This is a genomic window from Mesorhizobium sp. M7A.F.Ca.MR.148.00.0.0 (genome assembly GCF_003997735.1).
Taxonomy (GTDB): Bacteria; Pseudomonadota; Alphaproteobacteria; order Rhizobiales; family Rhizobiaceae; genus Mesorhizobium.
On sequence record NZ_RZTB01000032.1, the window covers coordinates 1 to 19,402 of the forward strand.

General features: G+C 63.1%; 18 protein-coding genes. 12 read left to right on the plus strand and 6 right to left on the minus strand.

Annotated elements, in window-relative coordinates; translation table 11 throughout:
- The 4 genes from EOB49_RS14865 to EOB49_RS14885 all read left to right on the plus strand — a co-directional run.
- A partial coding sequence (locus EOB49_RS14865) for an ABC transporter ATP-binding protein (protein WP_164781682.1) occupies positions 1 to 671 on the plus strand: 671 nt, incomplete at its 5' end.
- Between the two features lie 417 nt (positions 672 to 1,088).
- Complete coding sequence (locus tag EOB49_RS14875; protein WP_127272550.1) at positions 1,089 to 1,967, plus strand: ABC transporter permease; 879 nt, start codon at positions 1,089 to 1,091, stop codon at positions 1,965 to 1,967.
- A complete protein-coding gene (locus EOB49_RS14880) occupies positions 1,964 to 3,118 on the plus strand; it encodes an ABC transporter permease (protein WP_127381396.1) in 1,155 nt (384 codons plus the stop codon). Before EOB49_RS14875 ends, EOB49_RS14880 begins: the two co-directional genes overlap by 4 nt.
- A gap of 40 nt (positions 3,119 to 3,158) precedes the next feature.
- Positions 3,159 to 4,130: an ABC transporter substrate-binding protein gene (locus EOB49_RS14885; RefSeq protein ID WP_013894623.1), complete on the plus strand. Its 972-nt coding sequence runs from the start codon at positions 3,159 to 3,161 to the stop codon at positions 4,128 to 4,130.
- Between the two features lie 45 nt (positions 4,131 to 4,175).
- Here EOB49_RS14885 and EOB49_RS14890 read toward each other — a convergent pair whose 3' ends face one another.
- Positions 4,176 to 4,634: an Lrp/AsnC family transcriptional regulator gene (locus EOB49_RS14890; protein ID WP_127322679.1), complete on the minus strand. Its 459-nt coding sequence runs from the start codon at positions 4,632 to 4,634 to the stop codon at positions 4,176 to 4,178.
- Between the two features lie 125 nt (positions 4,635 to 4,759).
- On the opposite strand from EOB49_RS14890, the gene EOB49_RS14895 reads away from it, so the two are divergent.
- Positions 4,760 to 6,043, plus strand: coding sequence for a cystathionine gamma-synthase family protein (locus EOB49_RS14895; RefSeq protein WP_127381397.1), 1,284 nt, complete (start codon positions 4,760 to 4,762; stop codon positions 6,041 to 6,043).
- 142 nt (positions 6,044 to 6,185) lie between these two features.
- Entirely contained in the window at positions 6,186 to 6,629 is a 444-nt protein-coding gene (locus EOB49_RS14900) for a CHRD domain-containing protein (RefSeq protein WP_127381398.1), read from the plus strand.
- Between the two features lie 52 nt (positions 6,630 to 6,681).
- Here the strand turns inward: EOB49_RS14900 and EOB49_RS14905 are convergent, their stop codons facing one another.
- From EOB49_RS14905 to EOB49_RS14915, 3 genes are all read right to left on the minus strand, one after another.
- Positions 6,682 to 8,331, minus strand: coding sequence for a thiamine pyrophosphate-binding protein (locus EOB49_RS14905; protein ID WP_127381399.1), 1,650 nt, complete (start codon positions 8,329 to 8,331; stop codon positions 6,682 to 6,684).
- Positions 8,328 to 9,503, minus strand: coding sequence for a CaiB/BaiF CoA-transferase family protein (locus EOB49_RS14910; RefSeq protein ID WP_127381400.1), 1,176 nt, complete (start codon positions 9,501 to 9,503; stop codon positions 8,328 to 8,330). Before EOB49_RS14910 ends, EOB49_RS14905 begins: the two co-directional genes overlap by 4 nt.
- Positions 9,504 to 9,602: 99 nt before the next feature.
- Positions 9,603 to 10,535 (minus strand): alpha/beta hydrolase, encoded by a 933-nt coding sequence (locus tag EOB49_RS14915; RefSeq protein ID WP_127381401.1) that lies wholly within the window; start codon positions 10,533 to 10,535, stop codon positions 9,603 to 9,605.
- Between the two features lie 182 nt (positions 10,536 to 10,717).
- Here EOB49_RS14915 and EOB49_RS14920 point away from each other — a divergent pair, with 182 nt between their 5' ends.
- Both EOB49_RS14920 and EOB49_RS14925 read left to right on the plus strand, forming a co-directional pair.
- Positions 10,718 to 11,725: a ribonuclease gene (locus tag EOB49_RS14920; RefSeq protein ID WP_127381402.1), complete on the plus strand. Its 1,008-nt coding sequence runs from the start codon at positions 10,718 to 10,720 to the stop codon at positions 11,723 to 11,725.
- Positions 11,726 to 11,805: 80 nt separating this feature from the next.
- Positions 11,806 to 12,417, plus strand: coding sequence for a hypothetical protein (locus EOB49_RS14925; RefSeq protein ID WP_127381403.1), 612 nt, complete (start codon positions 11,806 to 11,808; stop codon positions 12,415 to 12,417).
- 4 nt (positions 12,418 to 12,421) lie between these two features.
- Here the strand turns inward: EOB49_RS14925 and EOB49_RS14930 are convergent, their stop codons facing one another.
- Positions 12,422 to 13,708, minus strand: a complete 1,287-nt coding sequence (locus EOB49_RS14930; protein WP_127381426.1) for a GGDEF domain-containing protein — start codon at positions 13,706 to 13,708, stop codon at positions 12,422 to 12,424.
- A gap of 274 nt (positions 13,709 to 13,982) precedes the next feature.
- On the opposite strand from EOB49_RS14930, the gene ettA reads away from it, so the two are divergent.
- The 4 genes from ettA to EOB49_RS14950 all read left to right on the plus strand — a co-directional run bounded on the left by ettA (position 13,983) and on the right by EOB49_RS14950 (position 18,619).
- Complete coding sequence (gene ettA / locus EOB49_RS14935) at positions 13,983 to 15,632, plus strand: energy-dependent translational throttle protein EttA (protein ID WP_127381404.1); 1,650 nt, start codon at positions 13,983 to 13,985, stop codon at positions 15,630 to 15,632.
- Positions 15,633 to 15,674: 42 nt separating this feature from the next.
- On the plus strand, positions 15,675 to 16,442 hold the full coding sequence (tam, locus tag EOB49_RS14940) for a trans-aconitate 2-methyltransferase (protein WP_127381405.1): 768 nt from the start codon (positions 15,675 to 15,677) through the stop codon (positions 16,440 to 16,442).
- A 186-nt stretch (positions 16,443 to 16,628) separates the two neighbouring features.
- Positions 16,629 to 17,750 carry a beta-ketoacyl-ACP synthase III gene (locus EOB49_RS14945; protein WP_127381406.1) on the plus strand — a complete coding sequence of 374 codons (1,122 nt, stop codon included), beginning with the start codon at positions 16,629 to 16,631 and terminating at the stop codon, positions 17,748 to 17,750.
- Positions 17,751 to 18,001: 251 nt separating this feature from the next.
- Positions 18,002 to 18,619: an MOSC domain-containing protein gene (locus tag EOB49_RS14950; protein WP_127381407.1), complete on the plus strand. Its 618-nt coding sequence runs from the start codon at positions 18,002 to 18,004 to the stop codon at positions 18,617 to 18,619.
- A 56-nt stretch (positions 18,620 to 18,675) separates the two neighbouring features.
- On the opposite strand, the gene EOB49_RS14955 is transcribed toward EOB49_RS14950, so the two are convergent.
- On the minus strand, positions 18,676 to 19,402 hold a 727-nt coding region (locus EOB49_RS14955), incomplete at its 5' end, for an SDR family NAD(P)-dependent oxidoreductase (protein ID WP_245472710.1).

A 19,402-nucleotide genomic window follows, 5' to 3' on the forward strand; every position in this document is an offset into this window, starting at 1 on the left:
TCTCCTTCATCGGGCCTTCGGGCTGCGGCAAGACCACGCTGCTGCGCGTCATCGCAGATCTGGAGAAGCCGACCTCGGGGACGATTTCGGTCAATGGCATGACAGCAGAGCACGCGCGCGAGAAACGCGCCTATGGCTATGTTTTCCAGGCCGCAGCGCTGTTTCCGTGGCGGACGATCGAGCGCAATGTCGGGCTGCCGCTGGAGATCATGGGTCTGTCCAAGGCGGAGCAAGGCGAGCGTATCAAGCGCACGCTCGAGCTCGTCAACCTCTCTGGCTTCGAGAAGAAATATCCCTGGCAGCTCTCGGGCGGCATGCAGCAGCGCGCCTCGATTGCCCGTGCGCTGGCCTTCGACGCCGACCTGCTGCTGATGGACGAGCCGTTCGGCGCGCTGGACGAGATCGTGCGCGACCATCTCAACGAGCAATTGCTGGAATTGTGGGGACGCACCAACAAGACCATCTGCTTCGTCACCCACTCCATTCCGGAAGCCGTCTATCTGTCGACGCGCATCGTCGTCATGTCACCGCGGCCGGGCCGCGTCAGCGACATCATCGAATCGACACTGCCGAGAGAGCGGCCGCTCGACATCCGCGAGACGCCCGAGTTTCTGGCGATCGCGGCGCGCGTGCGCGACGGGCTGCGGGCAGGGCACAGCTATGATGATTGAGGGAGCAATCGACGGGCTCCCTCCTCTCCCCAACGGGGAGAGGGTGGCCGGAGCGAAGCGGAGGTCGGGTGAGGGGGCGGCCCACCGCGCCTTCGTCATCCCAGGGCACCGCGAGGCGGCGTGCGTAAGGGGAGCGGTCAACCACCCCTTCGTCATCCTAGGGCAGAGCAGGCGCGCAGCGGCCTGCGCAGACCCTAGGATCCATGCCGTGACGCCGGCCGAAAGGCGAAAACGGTTGAGAAAACAGGCCAAGCAGGGCGAGGCACAGGGAGCCTTGTTCCGCACCGTTGTGGAGCACAGAGGTAACGGCATGGATCCTAGGGTCTGCGCCGCGTCGCTTCGCTCCTTGCTTCGCCCTAGGATGACGAAGAATGGGTATGGCCGCTCTTTGCCGTTGGGCAAAGGGGAGCGCACCTAATGGACACCTTCCGCGACAAACTCATCCCCGTGACCTCGATCCTCGCCGGGGTGGTCGTGCTCTGGTATGTCTTCGCTGTCATCCTCAACGCGCCGTTCCAGCGCGATCTCGACCGTCGCGCCGGTGAGACCTCCACGTTCAGCGAACTGATTGGCAAGACGCTGTCGCAGCCGAAGCCGACATTGCCGGCGCCGCATCAGGTGGCGGTGAATTTCTTCGAGAACACCTTCCTGCGGCCTATCACCTCGAACCGCAGCCTGGTCTACAATGCCTGGGTGACGCTGTCGTCGACGCTGCTCGGCTTTGCCTTCGGCACCGCGCTCGGCATCATTATTGCGGTCGGCATTGTCCATGTGGCGACGCTCGACCGGAGCCTGATGCCGTGGATCATCGCCTCGCAGACCATTCCCATCCTGGCGGTGGCGCCGATGATCATCGTTGTGCTGGGGGCGATCGGCATCAGCGGTCTGATCCCGAAGGCGATGATCTCGACCTATCTGTCATTCTTCCCGGTGACCGTCGGCATGGTGAAGGGGCTGCGCTCACCCGAGATCATGCATCTCGACCTGATGCACACCTATAATGCCAGTCGTGCGCAAACCTTCTGGAGATTGCGCGTGCCGGCCTCGGTGCCGTTCCTGTTCACCTCGATGAAGGTGGCGGTGGCGGCAAGCCTGGTCGGCGCCATCGTCGGCGAACTGCCGACCGGTGCGGTCGCCGGCATCGGCGCCAAGCTGCTCGCCGGCGCCTATTACAGCCAGTCCATCGACATCTGGTCGGCGTTGGTTGCTGGGTCTGTGGTGGCAGCACTTCTCGTCATGGTTGTCGGCATTGCCGGGCGCCTCGTCGACCGCGCCATGGGCGGGAGGCCGGCATGAACTGGCTGAAACCCTCCTGGCAAGCGGTGCTGGCGATCACGCTGTGCGTGATCGCAGTGGCGCTCGGCCCGATCGCCGCGCCGAAAGTCGATGCGCTGGCGGAGCCCGCAGGGACGTTGATGTATCCCTATGCGGCGGCGAACTGGCTGATATTTGGCGTGCTGCTTGTCGCCGCTTTGATCTCGATGGCCAGAATACCGTCCGTCGTCGAAGCGGTTGTGCTTTTCATCGGCGCACATCTGGTCGCCTGGCTGCTGATTGGCGGCATCGCCGGCTTCGAGGGCCTGGCACGGGCGCCCTATTTCCTGCTGCTCACGGGTGCCTGGCTGCTTGGCTGGCGCTGCGTCGCCGTCCTGTCGGGCCTTCGCCCGATGGCAAGCTGGGCGCGGACCGCGTTGCGCCTGATCGTCCCGGCCATCTTCGGCGCCTGGATACTGATCATCTGGGAAGCGGTGACGCGTGGCGCCGGCATCCCCTTCATCCTGTTGCCGCCGCCAAGCGCAATCGGCGCGCGCATCGCCGGTTCGCTGCCGGTGCTCGGCGCGGATGTCCGGCAGACCATCTTCAAGGCGGTGATCTTCGGCTATGTGGTGGGCAGCGGCGCCGGCTTCATCACCGCAATCCTCGCCGACCGTGTGCCGTTCCTGCGGCGCGGCCTCTTGCCTATCGGCAACATGGTCTCGGCGCTGCCGATCATCGGCGTCGCCCCGATCATGGTGATGTGGTTCGGCTTCGACTGGCAGTCCAAGGCGGCGGTGGTCATCATCATGACTTTCTTCCCGATGCTGGTGAACACGGTCGCAGGTCTGGCCGCCTCCGGCCACATGGAGCGCGACCTGATGCGCACCTATGCGTCGGGCTACTGGCAAACCCTGCTGAAGCTCAGGCTGCCGGCAGCAGCTCCCTTCATCTTCAACGCGCTGAAGATCAACTCGACGCTGGCGCTGATCGGGGCCATCGTCGCCGAGTTCTTCGGCACGCCTGTCGTCGGCATGGGCTTCCGCATCTCGACCGAGGTCGGGCGGATGAACATCGACATGGTCTGGGCCGAAATCGCAGTTGCAGCACTTGCGGGTTCGGTCTTTTATGGCGTGGTCGCTCTTGTCGAAAGAGCCGTCACGTTTTGGCATCCCTCTGTCCGTGGTGGATAGGGGCGGTGGGTTTAGGGCACTAACTTCAGAGGGTAAAAAAATGAAAAGACTGATTATTCCCGTTCTGGCCGGCGCGATGTCGCTGGCCGCGTTCCAGGCAATGGCCGCCGACAAGGTGACGTTGCAGCTGAAATGGGTCACGCAGGCCCAGTTCGCCGGCTACTATGTCGCCAAGGCCAAGGGTTTCTATGAGGCCGAAGGTCTCGACGTCGACATCAAGCCGGGCGGTCCCGATATCGCGCCCGAGCAGGTGATCGCCGGCGGCGGCGCCGATGTCATCGTCGACTGGATGGGCGGTGCGCTGGCTGCCCGCGAAAAGGGTGTGCCGCTGGTCAACATCGCCCAGCCGTTCAAGAAGGCCGGCATGGAGCTGGTCTGCCCGAAGGACGGCCCGATCAAGACCGAAGCCGACTTCAAGGGTCACACGCTCGGCGTCTGGTTCTTCGGCAACGAGTATCCGTTCTACGCCTGGATGAACAAGCTCGGTCTCAAGACCGACGGCGGCCCCGACGGCGTCACCGTCTTGAAGCAGAGCTTCGACGTGCAGCCGCTGATCCAGAAGCAGGCGGATTGTATCTCGGTCATGACTTACAACGAGTACTGGCAGTTGATCGACGCCGGCTACAAGCCGGAACAGCTGACCGTGTTCAACTACTCGGCCATGGGCAACGACCTGCTTGAGGACGGGCTCTATGCGTCCGAAGACAAGCTCAAGGACCCGGCCTTCGAAGACAAGATGGTGCGTTTCGTGCGCGCCTCGATGAAGGGCTGGAAATACGCCATCGACAACAATGACGAAGCCGCTGGCATCGTCATGGACGGCGGCGGCCAGGACGAGAACCACCAGAAGCGCATGATGAGCGAAGTCGCCAAGCTGATCGACAATGCCGACGGCAAGCTCGACCCGGCGACCTACGAGCGCACCGCCAAGGCGCTGCTCGACCAGAAGATCATCACCAAGGAGCCGACTGGCGCCTACACCACCGCCATCACCGACAAGGCGGTCAAGTAAGCCTACTGCGCATGATCTCGAGACGCGGCGCCTCCGGCAGAAATGTCAGAGGCGCCGTTCCTTTATGGTGTTCATGACGAAGCTGGTCTCGATCGAGGCGACGCATTTCAGCCGCGCGATCTTTTCCTTGATGAAGCGCTCGTACTGCTCGAGGCTTCCCGTCACCACTTTCAGCACATAGTCGCGCGAGCCGGTGACGAGGTGACATTCCAGCACCTCTTCCCAGCCGCGAATCGCGTCCTCGAACATGACGATCTCGTCTTCGTTCTGGCGGCTGAGCCGGATGGTGGCGATGGCGACCATGTTCCAGCCGAAGGCTGAGGGATCGACCAGCGTGGTGTAGCCTCTGATGACGCCGGTCTCCTCCAACCGCCGCACCCGCCTCAGGCAGGGCGACGGCGACAGGCCGATCCGCTCGGCAAGCTCATTGTTGGTGATGCGGGCGTCGGCCTGCAGTTCGCGCAGGATTTTCAGGTCGAAATCATCGGCTATCTTCTGCTGCACTTTCGGTCTCTCCGGGCAATTTGTTGCGGGAATGCAGCCATGCGAGCCCAAAAATAGCAAGGACCGGCGGAACGGGATCGCATAAATTGCCGTTCACTATGTCACTCGAACAGGCAGGAAAGATCATGACCGCGCCACGCCCGTCGAAAACCCATAACGGCAACCACAAGCTCCACCCGGAGACGCTGATGCTGAGCTATGGCTTCGATCCGCAACTTTCGGAGGGTGCGGTCAAGCCGCCGGTGTTCCTGACCTCGACCTTCGTGTTCAAGTCGGCGGAAGAAGGACGCGACTTCTTCGACTACACCTCCGGCCGCAAGGAGCCGCCGAGCGGCACGGCGTCGGGCCTGGTCTATTCGCGCTTCAACCATCCCAACAGCGAGATCGTCGAGGACCGGCTGGCGATCTATGAGGGGGCGGATGCCTGCATCCTGTTTTCATCCGGCATGTCGGCGATCGCCACCACGCTGCTTGCCTATATCAGGCCGGGCGACGTCATCCTTCATTCGCAGCCGCTTTACGGCGGCACCGAGACGCTGTTGACGCGCACGCTCTCCGGTTTCGGTATCGGTGCTGTCGGTTTCGGGGACGGCGTTGACGAGACGGCGGTGCGCTCCGCCGCCGATGGGGCCGTCGCGAAGGGCCGCGTGTCGGTCATCCTGATCGAGACGCCGTCAAATCCGACCAACAGCCTGGTCGACATCGCGCTGATGCGCAAGATCGCCGACGAGATCGGCGCGAGCCAAGGGTCGACGCCGATCGTCGTGTGCGACAACACGCTCCTCGGCCCGGTGTTCCAGCGGCCCATCGAACATGGCGCCGATGTCTCTGTCTATTCGCTGACCAAATATGTCGGCGGCCATTCCGACCTCATCGCGGGCGCCGCCATGGGCAGCAAGGCGGTCACCAAGCCGATCAAGGCGCTGCGCGGCGCGATCGGCACGCAGCTCGACCCGCATTCCTGCTGGATGCTTGGCCGCTCGCTGGAGACGCTGTCGATCCGCATGGAGCGGGCCAACGACAATGCGCGCCTGGTCGCCGAATTCCTGCGCGACCATGCCAAGGTCGAGAAGGTGCATTACCTTCCGTTCCTGGGCGAGGAAACGCCGGCTGGCCGCACCTACAGGGCGCAATGCACTGGTGCCGGCTCGACCTTCTCCTTCGATATCAAGGGCGGAGAGAAGGCGGCTTTCGCCTTTCTCAACAACCTGCAGATATTCAAGCTGGCGGTGAGCCTGGGCGGAACGGAATCCTTGGCCAGCCACCCGGCAGCCATGACCCATTCGGGCATACCCTTCGAGGTGCGCCAGCGCATCGGCGTGCTGGAGACCACGGTCAGGCTGTCGATCGGCGTCGAGCACCCGGATGATCTCATCGCCGACCTGACCCAGGCGCTGGCGGCGGTCTGACGCCACCGTGGGGTGTCGCGCGGTCCATTAGTTTGCACGTAAGTGTTACTCGCGCGCAGCCATTCGCTCTTATAAGCGTTGTGCCGATACATCCGCGCGCCGGGGAGCCGTGGCTGGATGTCATCAGCAAACGGAGATTCTCATGCGTATCCAATCCTTGGCACCGATGCTTTCGGCACTGGCCATCTCGGCGTCCTTCCTTACGGCAGCGCCGGCCCTGGCCGAGACGGTGAAGCTGAAAGCGACGCTCGACGGCGACCAGCAGAACCCGCCGGTGACCACGAAAGGCAAGGGCACCGCAGCTCTTACCTTCGACACGGCCACGAAGAAACTCAGCTGGAACGTCAAATATTCCGGCCTCAGCGGGCCGGCGACCGCCGGGCATATTCACGGCCCAGCCGCGATGGGTGAAAACGCCGGGGTGGCGATCCCGTTCAAGGGCAAGCTCAAGAGCTCGATCAAAGGGTCGGCCGTGCTGACCGACGCGCAGGCCGCCGACCTGATGGCCGGCAAGGACTATGTCAACGTGCACACGGCAGCCAACAAGGACGGCGAAATCCGCGGACAGATCGAGACCGCCAAGTAGCGCAAGCCGCATGACAAAAAGGGGCGGGCGACCGCCTCTTTTTTTGTTTGGACTACGCCTTGTCGCGTATCTGCGTCATCGTCTTGGTCGGCGTGATCGCTTCGGGGTCGAGGCGGATTTCCACGATCGCCGGCTTGCCGCTGGCGCGGGCACGTTCGAAGGCGGGAGCGAAATCGGCGGTCTTGTCGACCGTTTCGCCATGGCCGCCATAGGCGCGGGCCAAGGCCGCGAAATCGGGGTTCTTGAGATCGGTGGCGACGACGCGGCCGGGATATTCGCGCTCCTGGTGCATGCGGATGGTGCCGTAGATGCCGTTGTTGACGACGACCACAATGATAGGCAGGTCATACTGCACGGCGGTGGCAAATTCCTGCCCGTTCATCAGGAAGCAGCCGTCGCCGGCGAAAGCGACCACGGTGCGCTCCGGGAACAGCTCCTTGGCGGCGACGGCCGCAGGCGTGCCATAGCCCATCGAGCCTGACGTCGGCGCACCTTGAGTGGCGAAGCGGCGGAAGCGGTGGAAACGATGCACCCAGGTGGCGTAATTGCCGGCGCCGTTGGTGAGGATGGCGTCGTCGGGCAGCATCTTTTCGAGATAGTTCATGATCGGGCCCATCTGGACCGAGCCGGGGCCGCCTTCCGGTGGCGTCGACCAGTCGAGATAGGCGGCATGCAGCTTTGGCGTCTCGGTTGCCCAGACGGGTGCGGAGGCGGGCTTGCGCCTGGCGAAAGCGTCGATGAAGGCAGAAGGCGAGGCGTTGATCGCCAGTGTCGGCCTGTAGACGCGGCCGAGTTCGCCGGCGTCGGCATGGATATGGACCAGCGTCTGGTCGGGGTAGGGGCTTTTCAGCAGCGTGTAGTCCGAGGAGGGCATTTCGCCCATGCGGCCGCCGATCAGCAGCACGAGATCGGCCTGCTTGATCGCTGTCGCCAGCTTCGGATTGATGCCGATGCCGACATCGCCGGCATAGTTCGGGTGCAGATGATCGAACAGCATCTGGCGGCGGAAGGAGCAGCCGACCGGCAGTGACCAGGCCTCGGCGATCGTGCGCATCTGTGCCACGGCATCGGCGTCCCAGCGCGTGCCGCCGAGGATGACGAACGGCCGCTTGGCCTTAGCCAGCAGCTTTTCCAGCGCGTCGAGCTCCGCTTCGCCCGGCCGTGTCTCAACCGGCGTGTGCGGCAAGGCGATAGGTGCTTCGACGATACTGGTCAGCATGTCTTCGGGCAGCGAGATCACCACCGGGCCGGGACGGCCCGATGTCGCCACCGCGAAGGCTCGGGTGACGAATTCGGGGATGCGCGAGGCGTCGTCGATCTCGACCACCCATTTGGCGATATCGCCGAAGAACCTCTTGTAGTCCACTTCCTGAAAAGCCTCGCGCTCCTTGGCGTGGCTGGCGACCTGGCCGATGAACAGGATGACGGGTATCGAATCCTGCATGGCGATGTGGATGCCGGCCGAGGCGTTGGTGGCGCCGGGGCCGCGGGTAACGAAGCAGATTCCGGGCTTGCCGGTCAGGCGGCCGTGGCAATCGGCCATCATCGCGGCACCGCCTTCCTGGCGGCAGACGATGGTGCGGATCGCTGAATCGTGCAGCGCGTCGAGCACCGCCAGATAGGATTCACCCGGCACGCAATAGATGCGGTCGGTGCCATTGGCTTCGAGCGCGTCGACGATGAGTTGTCCGCCGGTCTTCATTGTCCAGACTTCTCCAGTTCGGCAAGGATTTCTTGCGTGTGCTCGCCCAGGCGTGGCGAGGGGCGCTCATAGATCAGCGGCGTGCCGGACATCACCATCGGCGCACGCACCGAAGGCAGAAGATTGCCATGGCCGTCGTCGAGATCGAGCCGCATGCCGCGCGCGATGGTCTGCGGGTCGGCGAACATCTGGCCGATCGTGTTGATCGGGCTCGCCGGCACGCTGGCCGCTTCCAGCTTGGCCAGCAGCGGATCGCGGTCAAAAATCTTCAGCGCCTCGATCATGCGCTCGCGCAGCTTGACCCGGTTGGCGACCCGGGCAGGATTGGTGGCGAAGTCGGGATTGGCAGGCAGGTCGTCCAGTCCGACAGCGGCGCAGAATTTGGCGAACTGGCCGTCATTGCCGACCGCCAGGATGATGTGCCCGTCCCGGACCGGCACCACCTCATACGGGGCGATGTTCATATGCGCATTGCCCATCTGCACCGGCGATTGGCCGGAGACGAGATAGTTCAAATTCTGGTTGCCGAGCGCCGAGATCTGGGTGTCGAAAAGCGCCATGTCGACGTGCTGGCCTTCGCCGGTCTGCTCGGCATGGCGCAATGCTGCCTGGATGGCGATGACCGAATAAAGGCCGGTGAAGATGTCGGAGATGGCGACGCCCGCCTTTTGCGGCTCGCGGCCGACCTCGCCGGTGATCGACATCATGCCGGCCATGGCCTGGATGATGAAGTCGTAGCCGGCGCGCGGCGCGTAGGGACCATCCTGGCCAAAGCCGGTGATCGAGCAATAGACGAGGCGCGGGTTGATCTGGCGCAGGCTGTCATAGTCGAGGCCGTATTTCTTCAGGCCGCCGAGCTTGAAGTTCTCGATCAGCACGTCCGAGGTGGCGACCAGCCGGCGCACGGTCTCGGCGCCTTCCGGCGTCGAGAAATCGATGGCGATGGAACGCTTGCCGCGATTGCAGGAATGGTAATAGGCGGCCGACAGGTTCTCGCCGTCCTTGCCCATGACGAAGGGCGGGCCCCATTTGCGGGTGTCGTCGCCGCCATCGGGGCTTTCGACCTTGATGACATCGGCGCCGAGATCGGCAAGCAACTGCCCGGCCCATGGCCCGGCAAGGATGCGGGCGAGTTCGACGACGCGGACGCCTTTCAGCGGGGGCTCAGCCATGAATCACCGTGATTGCCGCAATCACCGTGATTGCTGCGAAACCAGAGCCTCTATCAAGCCCTGCAACGGCTGTCACGGCTCTTGCAATGGGCCAATCCGTCAAACTTTGAGGACTTCGTCGGCCCAAATGGCGAAATCACCCATGATGATGTCGCGGTTCACCTCGTTCAGGCTTTCGTGGCGGGTGTCGGCGTAAACCTTTGAAACCAGATTCGAAAAACCCATCTCGCGCATGCGGCTGGCAAGATGCGTGATCCCTTTGCCATAATCCGAGGCGGGATCCTTTTCGCCACCGACGATGCTGACGGGCAGGTCGCGCCGGATACCGGCAAAGCCGGCATCCTTGCCGCCGTTCAGCGCCATGCCGACGAGGTCGCGCCACATCGATACCGAGGCATCCCAGCCGCAGAGCGGATCGGCGATGTATTTCGCCACTTCCGCCTCGTCGCGCGACAGCCAATCGAGCAATGTGCGGTGGTTGGGCACCGCCTTGCCCCAGGCCTGGAAGGTGAGCTTCGGCAGCAGACGCGACGGCACGTCGGAGCCGAGCCGCATTCTCTCCCAGGCAAGGACGCCCAGCGCTACCTGTCCGAGCAAGCCTTGGGAGAAATTTCCGTTCCAGATCGCGGCGGCATGGATGCGGGGCGAATGACTTAAAAGGAAATTCAACGCCACGGATGCGCCCATCGAATGACCAAACAGGATGACCGGTCTGTTTGGCTGTTCGCTGGCGATAAGGTCATGGATGGCGCCGACGTCGGCGATCACCTTGGCCGGGCCGTCCCTGTCGGCGAACCTGCCGAGCGGCGTGTTGGGCGCCTTGGTCGCGCCATGGCCGCGATGATCGTGGACATAGACGTGGAAGCCGCGGGAGCCAAGATAATCGGCAAAGCGGGCATAGCGCGCTGCGTGCTCGGCCAGCCCGTGATTGATCTGGACGACGGCGCGTGCCCGGCCATCGGCCTGCCTGACGAAAAGATTGAGATGGGCACCGGTCGGCGAGGCAACCACGCGCTGCTGGCTGAATGACATGCCGCCTGGTCCCGCCCTTGCATTATCGTCGTTGGCTTTGTTTGCGCCGGCCCACATTATGCGTCAATCCGGCAAACCCGCTTTTCGCGACGATGTTTCTTGCGTTTGGCCAGCAAAATATCGCAATTCTGACATGGAGACAGCTTCAGTCTGTCGCCCACTTGTCCAGCCGGGGATTTTCCATGCGTAGTGCTGTCATTTTCGGATTGGCCATGCTGGCGGCGTCGCTGGCCGGGGCGGCGCGTGCCGACGTCAAGATGAGCGGCAGCTTTGTCGCCGACGCTGCCTGTCCGGCAACGCAAGCCATTAAGAACGGCAAGAACCCCGGCAATGTCTCGACCGATGCCGGGAAGAGCTACCAGCTGCTTGCCGGCAACAAGGATGCGCCGACGCACTACCTTATCCTGGTTCCGGGCGCCGATCCGGAGCGCCGCTGGGTGAAGGTCAGTTGCGGCCACGTTTCCGGCAGCAGCGCGGCGACCGTGCCGGCCGCACCTGACGACCAAGGCAAGCCGGCGGCGTCGGGAAAACCCGAATACGTCTTCGCGCTGAGCTGGCAGCCGGCGTTTTGCGAGACAAAGTCGAACAAGACGGAATGCAAGGCGCAGAACGCCGGTGATTTCGACGCGACGCATTTCACCTTGCATGGATTGTGGCCGCAGCCGAACGGCAATTTCTATTGCCAGGCGACGGCGAGCGACAAGGCCAACGACAATCCGGCCCACTGGAAAGACCTGCCGCCGGTCAATCTGGACGCCAACACCCGCACGGAGCTCGATCAGGTGATGCCTGGAACGGCCTCCCACCTCGAGCGGCATGAATGGATCAAGCACGGCACCTGCTACGGCAAGAGCCAGCAGGACTATTTCTCCGACGCGCTCAATTTAATGCGTGCGGTGAACAGCTCGCCGGTGCGCGATCTCTTTGCCAAGAACATCGGCGGCAAGCTGACGGCGGACCAGATCCGCGGCGCTTTCGACAGCGCCTTCGGCGCGGGGGCAGGCGACCGGGTGCGCGTGTCCTGCGTCATCGATCCGTCGAGCGGCAGGCGGCTGATCGGCGAACTGACGCTCGGTCTCGCCGGTCCGATCGGCCCGAACAGCTCGCTCAAGAATCTGCTGCTGGCTTCGGTGCCGACCAACAAGGCCGGTTGCCCGACAGGCAATGTCGACGCGATCGGCTTCCAGTAACTCTCAACAGAGGTACCGGACTGTCGCCCTGCCGTGCCCTGGTGCTATGCTGCGAGCGCATCATTCTGGCGGGGGCGGCAATGGATGGCATGACGAGCAGCGCGCTGGCGCGGCTGGCTTTCTGGGCCAAGGGCATGGTCTCGATAAACGATGCCCGCATGGAATGGCCGGGCTTTTCGTATACCGACGCCGAGTGGGCACGCATGCGAACGCTCTCCGAACCGATCGGCGTCGGCACGTACCAGCTGTTCACGATCGTCAATGCGGTGATCTTCATCATTATCGCGGCGGTCGGCATTTTCGGCGCCTTCCTGCCGCTGGCGACGTTGCTGTTTCCGGTGCCGGCGGACACCAGCGCGTTGAAATTCTCCTCGCTGCTGGCCGCTTGCACTTTCTTGATCATCGGACTCGGCCTGCCGATCTCGATGCGTCTTTCGGCCATGCTGGTCGGCGGCGAGACGATGCGAGCAGCACTTGTTTCCGCGCCCGGCGACGAGGCGTTGGCGTCGAAAGTCTCGTGGCAGATCAACCGCATCATGATGATCCTATGCGGCCTGCTGGTGCCGGGCATCCTGCTGTTCATTGCCTACGATATTGAGGCCGGGCCGATTATCACGGCGCTGAAATGGCTGGCGATCGCGCTGATGGCGGTTTCAACCGTGACGGGCTTTCGACGGCAGAGGAAGTCGTAACGAACTAAATCCGCGCGGACTTTGTCCATGCAGCGGCCGTGTCGGCTTCGTGGCCGCCCGGCTCGCCGACGACGCGGTCGCGGCCGGTCGACTTCGCCTTGTAGAGACGCTGGTCGGCAAGCGCGAACAGGTCGGCTAGGCAGCGCGTGGTTTCGCTGACGCTGGAAACGCCGGTGCTGACGGTGAACTCGAATCGACTGGTGGCCGCTGAAGCCTTGATCGCATGGCGAATGCTTTCGCCAAGCAGCCTGGCGACCGAGTGCGGACAAGAACTGAGGATGGCGAATTCCTCACCGCCGATGCGGAACACCTGGTCCTCGGGACTGGCGACCTCGCGCAGCAGCGCGGCAACGGCCTTCAACACCTTGTCGCCTTCGGCATGGCCGAAACGGTCGTTGATCGATTTGAAATGATCGACATCGATGATCAGCAGGCTGAGCGGCCTGGCGGTGCGCAGGCTGACCTGGACGGCGGCTTCACCGTCGGCGTCGAAGCGCCCGCGGTGCAGCAGGCCGGTCAGCCCGTCACGGCCGACATGTTCGACCAGCGCCTCGTAGCGTTCGCGATAGGTCAGCGTATCGAAGATATCGGTCAATCCGCGCGGCGCAGTGACCTGGCGCTCCTCAAACCATTTGAGATAGGCAACGAGCATGGTGCTGAAGGTCACCGCCGCCGCCATCTTGGCGAACCAGCCGCCGAAAAAGACGGCTATCGGCGCGCCGGCAACGAAATGCAGGGCGGTGAAAAAACCGGCCTGGTCCAAGGTCAGCACGCAAGCGACGGAAATCAGGATGCGTGCGAACGGCGCCTTGCGAAGATACCGACCAAGCTTTTCGTACAGCAGGATGATCAGGATGGCATCGACGAACAGCAGCGTCGTGCCCCATACCATCAGCCAGCCCATCTGGTCGATGAAGCCGATGTCTGGAAGCCTGCCGTCGGGAAGTGCCGCGATGGTGTGCAGGCGCAGCAGCAGCACCAGCCCGATCATCAGCGCATTGCCGAGCAGCAGGCCGTAGATCGGCTGACGCACGGTTGCAGCGTCCTCCTTCATATAGAGCAGCAAAAGCATGACCAGCTTGCCGGAAAACAGCACCGCCGAGCCAGGCGAGACCAGGCCGAACGGCAGAGCGACGTAAAAGACGCTGGCGAGATAGGTCTCGAGGAAGTGCATGACACCGAGCGCGCAGACGAATACGCCGAGGCCGATACGCCGTCTGAAGCGGAAAAGCGTCACCATGACGCTGAAGTAGACGACCGCTTCGGCAAGGAGCAGGAAACTGTTCAGCAATGCCGTCGACCCGATCTCTTTCTCGAAATCGCGAATAGCGAGCGATTCCACTCCGATCCTGTTTTGACGCCGAAGAGTTAACCGGAGATTTCAGCACGCTTCGTGCTGGTGGAAAACTTCGGCGATTGGCGGACACTTCCGCGTGTGACCGGGCAGATATGGCAAAAGCGATTGCCGTTCGCCGCCGCATCGCCTACATAGCGGCCAACCTCCACTCAATTCGACAGATCCAGTCAGTTTTCTGGGCCAGTCAGTTTTTTCAGGGAAAGCGCGCGTGGCACGCCAGTTCATCTATCACATGGCCGGCCTCAACAAGGCCTATGGCACCAAGAAGGTGCTCGAGAATGTCCATCTCTCCTTCTATCCCGACGCCAAGATCGGCATCCTCGGCCCCAACGGTTCGGGCAAGTCGACGATCCTCAAGATCATGGCCGGGCTCGACAAGGAGTGGAACGGCGAAGCCTGGCTGGCCGAAGGCGCCACTGTCGGCTACCTGGCGCAGGAGCCGGCGCTCGATCCGGACAAGACCGTGTTCGAAAATATCATGGAAGGGGTCGCTGCCAAGACCGCCGTCATCGAACGCTATAACGAATTGATGATGAACTATTCCGACGAGACGGCCGACGAGTCGGCCAAGCTCCAGGACGAAATGGACCGGCTCAACCTGTGGGATCTCGAACAGCAGGTCGAGATGGCGATGGAAGCGCTGGGCTGCCCGCCCAAGGATTCGGAAGTCACCAAGCTTTCGGGCGGCGAGCGGCGCCGCGTAGCACTTTGCCAGCTCCTGCTGCGCCAACCCGACCTGCTGCTGCTCGACGAACCGACCAACCATCTCGACGCCGAAACCACGGCGTGGCTGGAAAAGCATCTGCGCGCCTATCCGGGCGCCGTGATGATCATCACCCACGATCGCTACTTCCTCGACAATGTCACCGGCTGGATCCTCGAACTCGATCGCGGCCGCGGCATTCCTTATGAGGGCAACTACACCAAATACCTCGAAGCCAAGGCCAAGCGGCTCAAGCAGGAAGGCCGCGAGGACGATGCCCGTCAGCGCGCCATCGGCCGCGAGCGCGAATGGATCCAGTCGAGCCCGAAGGCCCGCCAGACCAAGTCCAAGGCGCGTATCCGGGCGTTCCAGGATCTTTTGGATGCAGCCGACAAGCGGCGTCCGAGCGATACGCAGATCGTCATCCCGCATGGCGAGCGGCTCGGCAATGTGGTGATCGAGGCGGAAGGCCTGTCGAAGGGCTTTGGCGACACGCTTTTGATCGACGGCCTGGAATTCAAGCTGCCGCCCGGCGGCATCGTCGGCGTCATCGGCCCGAACGGCGCCGGCAAGACGACGCTGTTTCGTATGATCACCGGCCAGGAAAAGCCGGATGCGGGCTCGGTCCGCGTCGGCGAAACGGTCAAGCTCGGCTATGTCGACCAGAGCCGCGATGCGCTCGATCCGTCAAAGACGGTGTGGGAAGAGATTTCCGGCGGCGCCGAAGTGGTCAAGCTCGGCAAGTTCGAGGCCAACACGCGTGCCTATTGCGCGTCGTTCAACTTCCGTGGCGGCGACCAGCAGCAGAAGGTCGGTAACCTGTCCGGCGGCCAGCGCAACCGCGTGCATTTGGCCAAGATGCTGAAGACCGGCGGCAATGTGCTGCTGCTCGACGAACCGACCAACGATCTCGACACCGAAACGCTGGCGGCACTCGAAGACGCGCTGGAAAACTTCGGCGGCTGCGCCGTCATCATCTCGCACGATCGTATGTTCCTCGATCGCCTGGCGACGCACATCCTCGCCTTCGAGGGCGACAGCCATGTCGAATGGTTCGAAGGCAATTTCGAGGATTACGAGCAGGACAAGATCCGCCGCCTCGGGCCGGATGCCGTCAACCCGCACCGCATGACCTACAAGAGGCTGACGCGGTAAGGGGTTTTAGGGCGGCGATCTCAACCAGCATGAGGAGCTCAAATGGCTGATTGGTCCGCCGCCCAATATGTGAAATTCGAAGACGAGCGCACGCGGCCCGCGCGGGATTTGGTCGCGCAGGTGCCGGTGGACTTCCCGCGCCGGGTCGTCGACATCGGCTGCGGGCCGGGCAACTCGACCGCGCTGCTTGTCGAGCGCTGGCCGGATGCTGAGGTGAGCGGCTTCGACACTTCGCCCGACATGATCGAGAAGGCGCGGGCGCGTCTGCCCGCGGTCACCTTTGATCTCGCCGATGCCTCCGAATGGCAGCCGGCGGAGCCGGTCGACGTGATTTTCGCCAATGCTGTGTTCCAATGGCTGCCTACCCATCCGGCGGTGTTCCAGCGGCTGATGGGCTTCCTCGCCCTAGGCGGCGCGCTTGCCGTCCAGATGCCCGACAATCTGGGCGAGGATTCGCACCGCCTGATGCGGGAGACCGCCGCCGAAATGCCATTTGCCGAAAAGCTCAAGGGCGCGGCACGCGGGCCGTTGCCGGCGGTGTCGTTCTACTATGACCTGCTGTCGCCGCTCAGCGACCGGCTTGATATCTGGCACACCATCTACAACCATCCGCTTGCCGACGCGCAGGCGATCGTCGAATGGGTGAAATCGACGGGCCTGAAGCCGTTCCTCGATCCGCTGGACGCCGAGGAGAGGGCGATGTTCCTCGAATGTTACACGGCCAAGATCGCCAAGGCCTATCCGAAGACGGCTGATGGCAAGGTGCTCTTGCGCTTTCCGCGCATTTTCATTGTCGCAAAACGAGCTTGATTATCCATGTCGCGCGGCGCCTTAGGGCCGCTTGGCTTTGGCTGTGGCCATGTCGAGGGATCGGCTTCAGTCGGCCCAGATCTTTGGTTTAAGCCGGCGTAAACCGCCTCGGTGAGAAAACTGTTGCGCCGGAGCGTTCCGGCGCCCACATGAAGCCGCAGCGCCTGCGGATGGGACGGACTGGACATGCATCGCGTCATCATCAGCGGCATCGGCGTTGAAATCCCCGAACCCACAATCACCAATGAAGAACTGGTCGCCAGCTTCAATGCCTGGGTCGACCTGGAAAACGCGCGTCGCCAGGATACCGGTGAGCCGCCGCTGGCGAAATCGGACAGCGACTTCATCGTCCACGCCTCGGGCGTGCGCACCCGCCATGTCATAGAGCGCGAAGGCATTCTCGATCCGACCCGGATGGCGCCGCGCATTCCGGCGCGGCCCGACGATGCGCTGTCGCTGGAGGCGGAGTTCGGAATCGCCTCGGCGAAGAAGGCCCTCGACCACGCCGGGCTGCAGCCGTCGGATATCGACCTGGTGATCTGCTCGGCCTCGCATCACCAGCGGCCCTATCCGGCGATCGCCATCGAAATGCAGGAGGCGTTGGGGACGAAGGGGGCCGGCTTCGACATGGGGCTTGGCTGTTCTTCGGCCGCGGCCGCGTTGCACGTCGCCGTCAACCTGGTGCGGTCGGGCGCGCACAAACGCATCCTGGTGACGACGCCGGAGATCATCACCGGCCATCTCAATTTCCGCGACCGGCAGACGCATTTCATCTTCGGCGACGCTTCGGTGTCGATGGTGGTCGAAGGCCTGGCCAAGGGCGACAAGCGGCCGGGGCGCTTCGAAGTGCTCGACACGCGCGTCTGGACGCAGATGTCGAACAACATCCGCACCAATCTGGGCTATCACACCCGCACCGCCCAGGAAGATCCTTACATGATCAATCTGGAAGGCAATCTGATCAAGCAGGTCGGCAACAAGGTGTTCAAGGAAGTCACTGTCGCCGGGCAAAAATTCATCGTCGAATTCCTCGCCGAGCACGGGCTGACGCCGCAGGCGATCCGGCGCTTCTGGCTGCATCAGGCCAATGCGCGGATGAATGCCATGATCCTGAAACTGTCGTTCGGCCACGAGGTCGACCATGACCGCGCGCCGATGGTGCTGGAGCGGCTGGGCAACACGGCGGGCGCCGGCGCCATCGTCGCGCTGTCGGAGAACCACGCCGACATGAAGCCCGGCGATTTCGGCCTGATCTGCGCCTTTGGCGCGGGGTATTCGATAGGCGGCGCGCTGTTGCGGATGCTCTAGCTATGTCGATATTCAGGTGAGGCCGCCCGGCGAATAGCAGCTTCCTGCGCTTCCCCGGCTCGGCCTGACCTGAATCTCAACACACCTTGGCGCGCAATACGTCTTGTTGCGTCAGGCTGGTGCGAACGGCACCAGAATCGGCCTGGCGATCGCCATCCCATCGGTGACGTTGATCGGACGATCAGCACTTTCGACTGGACGCCGCGAAGTCCGCCCGGCTAATTCGCTGGATGACGAGAGAAAAGAACGCCATGCTGGATCTCTTCCCCGAGGCTGAAAAGCCGATCGAAATCATCCCCGCGCGAAAGCTTACCGCCAAGGCGGCAGCGCTTTACGTGGCGCCGGCGGATCATTTTCAGACGCGCCCGGTGGACGAATTGCTGCTGGATTTCGATGGCATAGCAGGCGATTTTCATGCCGGACCGACACGCCGCTCGGGCGGGCGCGAGCCCTGGTATCCGCGCGGCACCGAAATGCGCAACGAACGGCAATTGTCCATAGTGGCAGCGGACGAACTGGCGGTTGTTGCCCAACGCATGGGCCTGGCCGAGATCAGGCCGGAGTGGATCGGCGCCAATCTTGTGATCGAAGGGGTGCCGAACCTCTCGATGCTGCCGGCCGGCACGCTGCTGTTCTTCAAGGGCGGCGTCACCATCAAGATTGACGCACAGAACGGACCTTGCCGCATCGCCGGCCGGTCGATCGCCGAAAACGCCGGAATGGCCGACGTCGAAGCCGGCGCGTTGCTGTTCCCAAAAATGGCGAAGCGGCTGCGCGGCGTCGTCGCCTGGGTCGAGAAGCCGGGAACGGTCAGGGTCGGCGAAGAAATCTCGGTGCGCGTGCCGGAGCAGTGGATCTATTCGGCATAGCTGTGCGGCAACCAAAGGGCAGGGGCTACGCCGCCGTGGCGGCGTAGCCAAGCTCACTAGGCGTTAGCTTTGCGGTTCTTCTTGGCGCCTTGCGCCATAACGGAAACGTGGTCCCACTTGTCCCATGTGGCGAGTCGGTTGGCGTATTCCTGGCGTATCATCGGCAGGCCGCCGTCGCCGAAGAACACCCTGAGCGGTGGCTCGGCCGCATCGACAATGGCCAGCATCGCCGGCCCGGTGGCCTCTGGATCGCCGGCAACGGAATTGGCGCGGCGCTCTGCCATCTTCGCACGGGCGGGCGCATAGGCCTCGATCGGCTGAGAGATCTTGGCCGACGGGCCGGCCCAGTCGGTGGAGAAGCCGCCCGGTTCGACCAGCGTCACATGGATGCCGAATTCCGCGACCTCGATGCTCAGCGACTGGCTGAAGGCCTCCAGCGCCCATTTCGAGGCGTGGTAGAGGCCGAGCGAGGCAAAGGCATTGACGCCGCCGATCGACGAAATCTGGATGATGTGGCCGGAACGCTGCGCCCGCATGATCGGCAGTGCGGCCTGAGTGACCCACAGCGCGCCGAGGACATTGGTTTCGATCTGGTCGCGAGCTTCCTGTTCGCTGACCTCTTCGATGGCGCCGAAATGGCCGTAGCCGGCATTGTTGATGACGACGTCGAGTCGGCCAAAACGCTTGTGCGCCTCGGCGACAGCGGCATCGACGGCTTTCTTGTCGGTGACGTCGAGCTTTATCGCGGCAATCCTGTCGCCGTATTTCTCGACGAGATCGGCG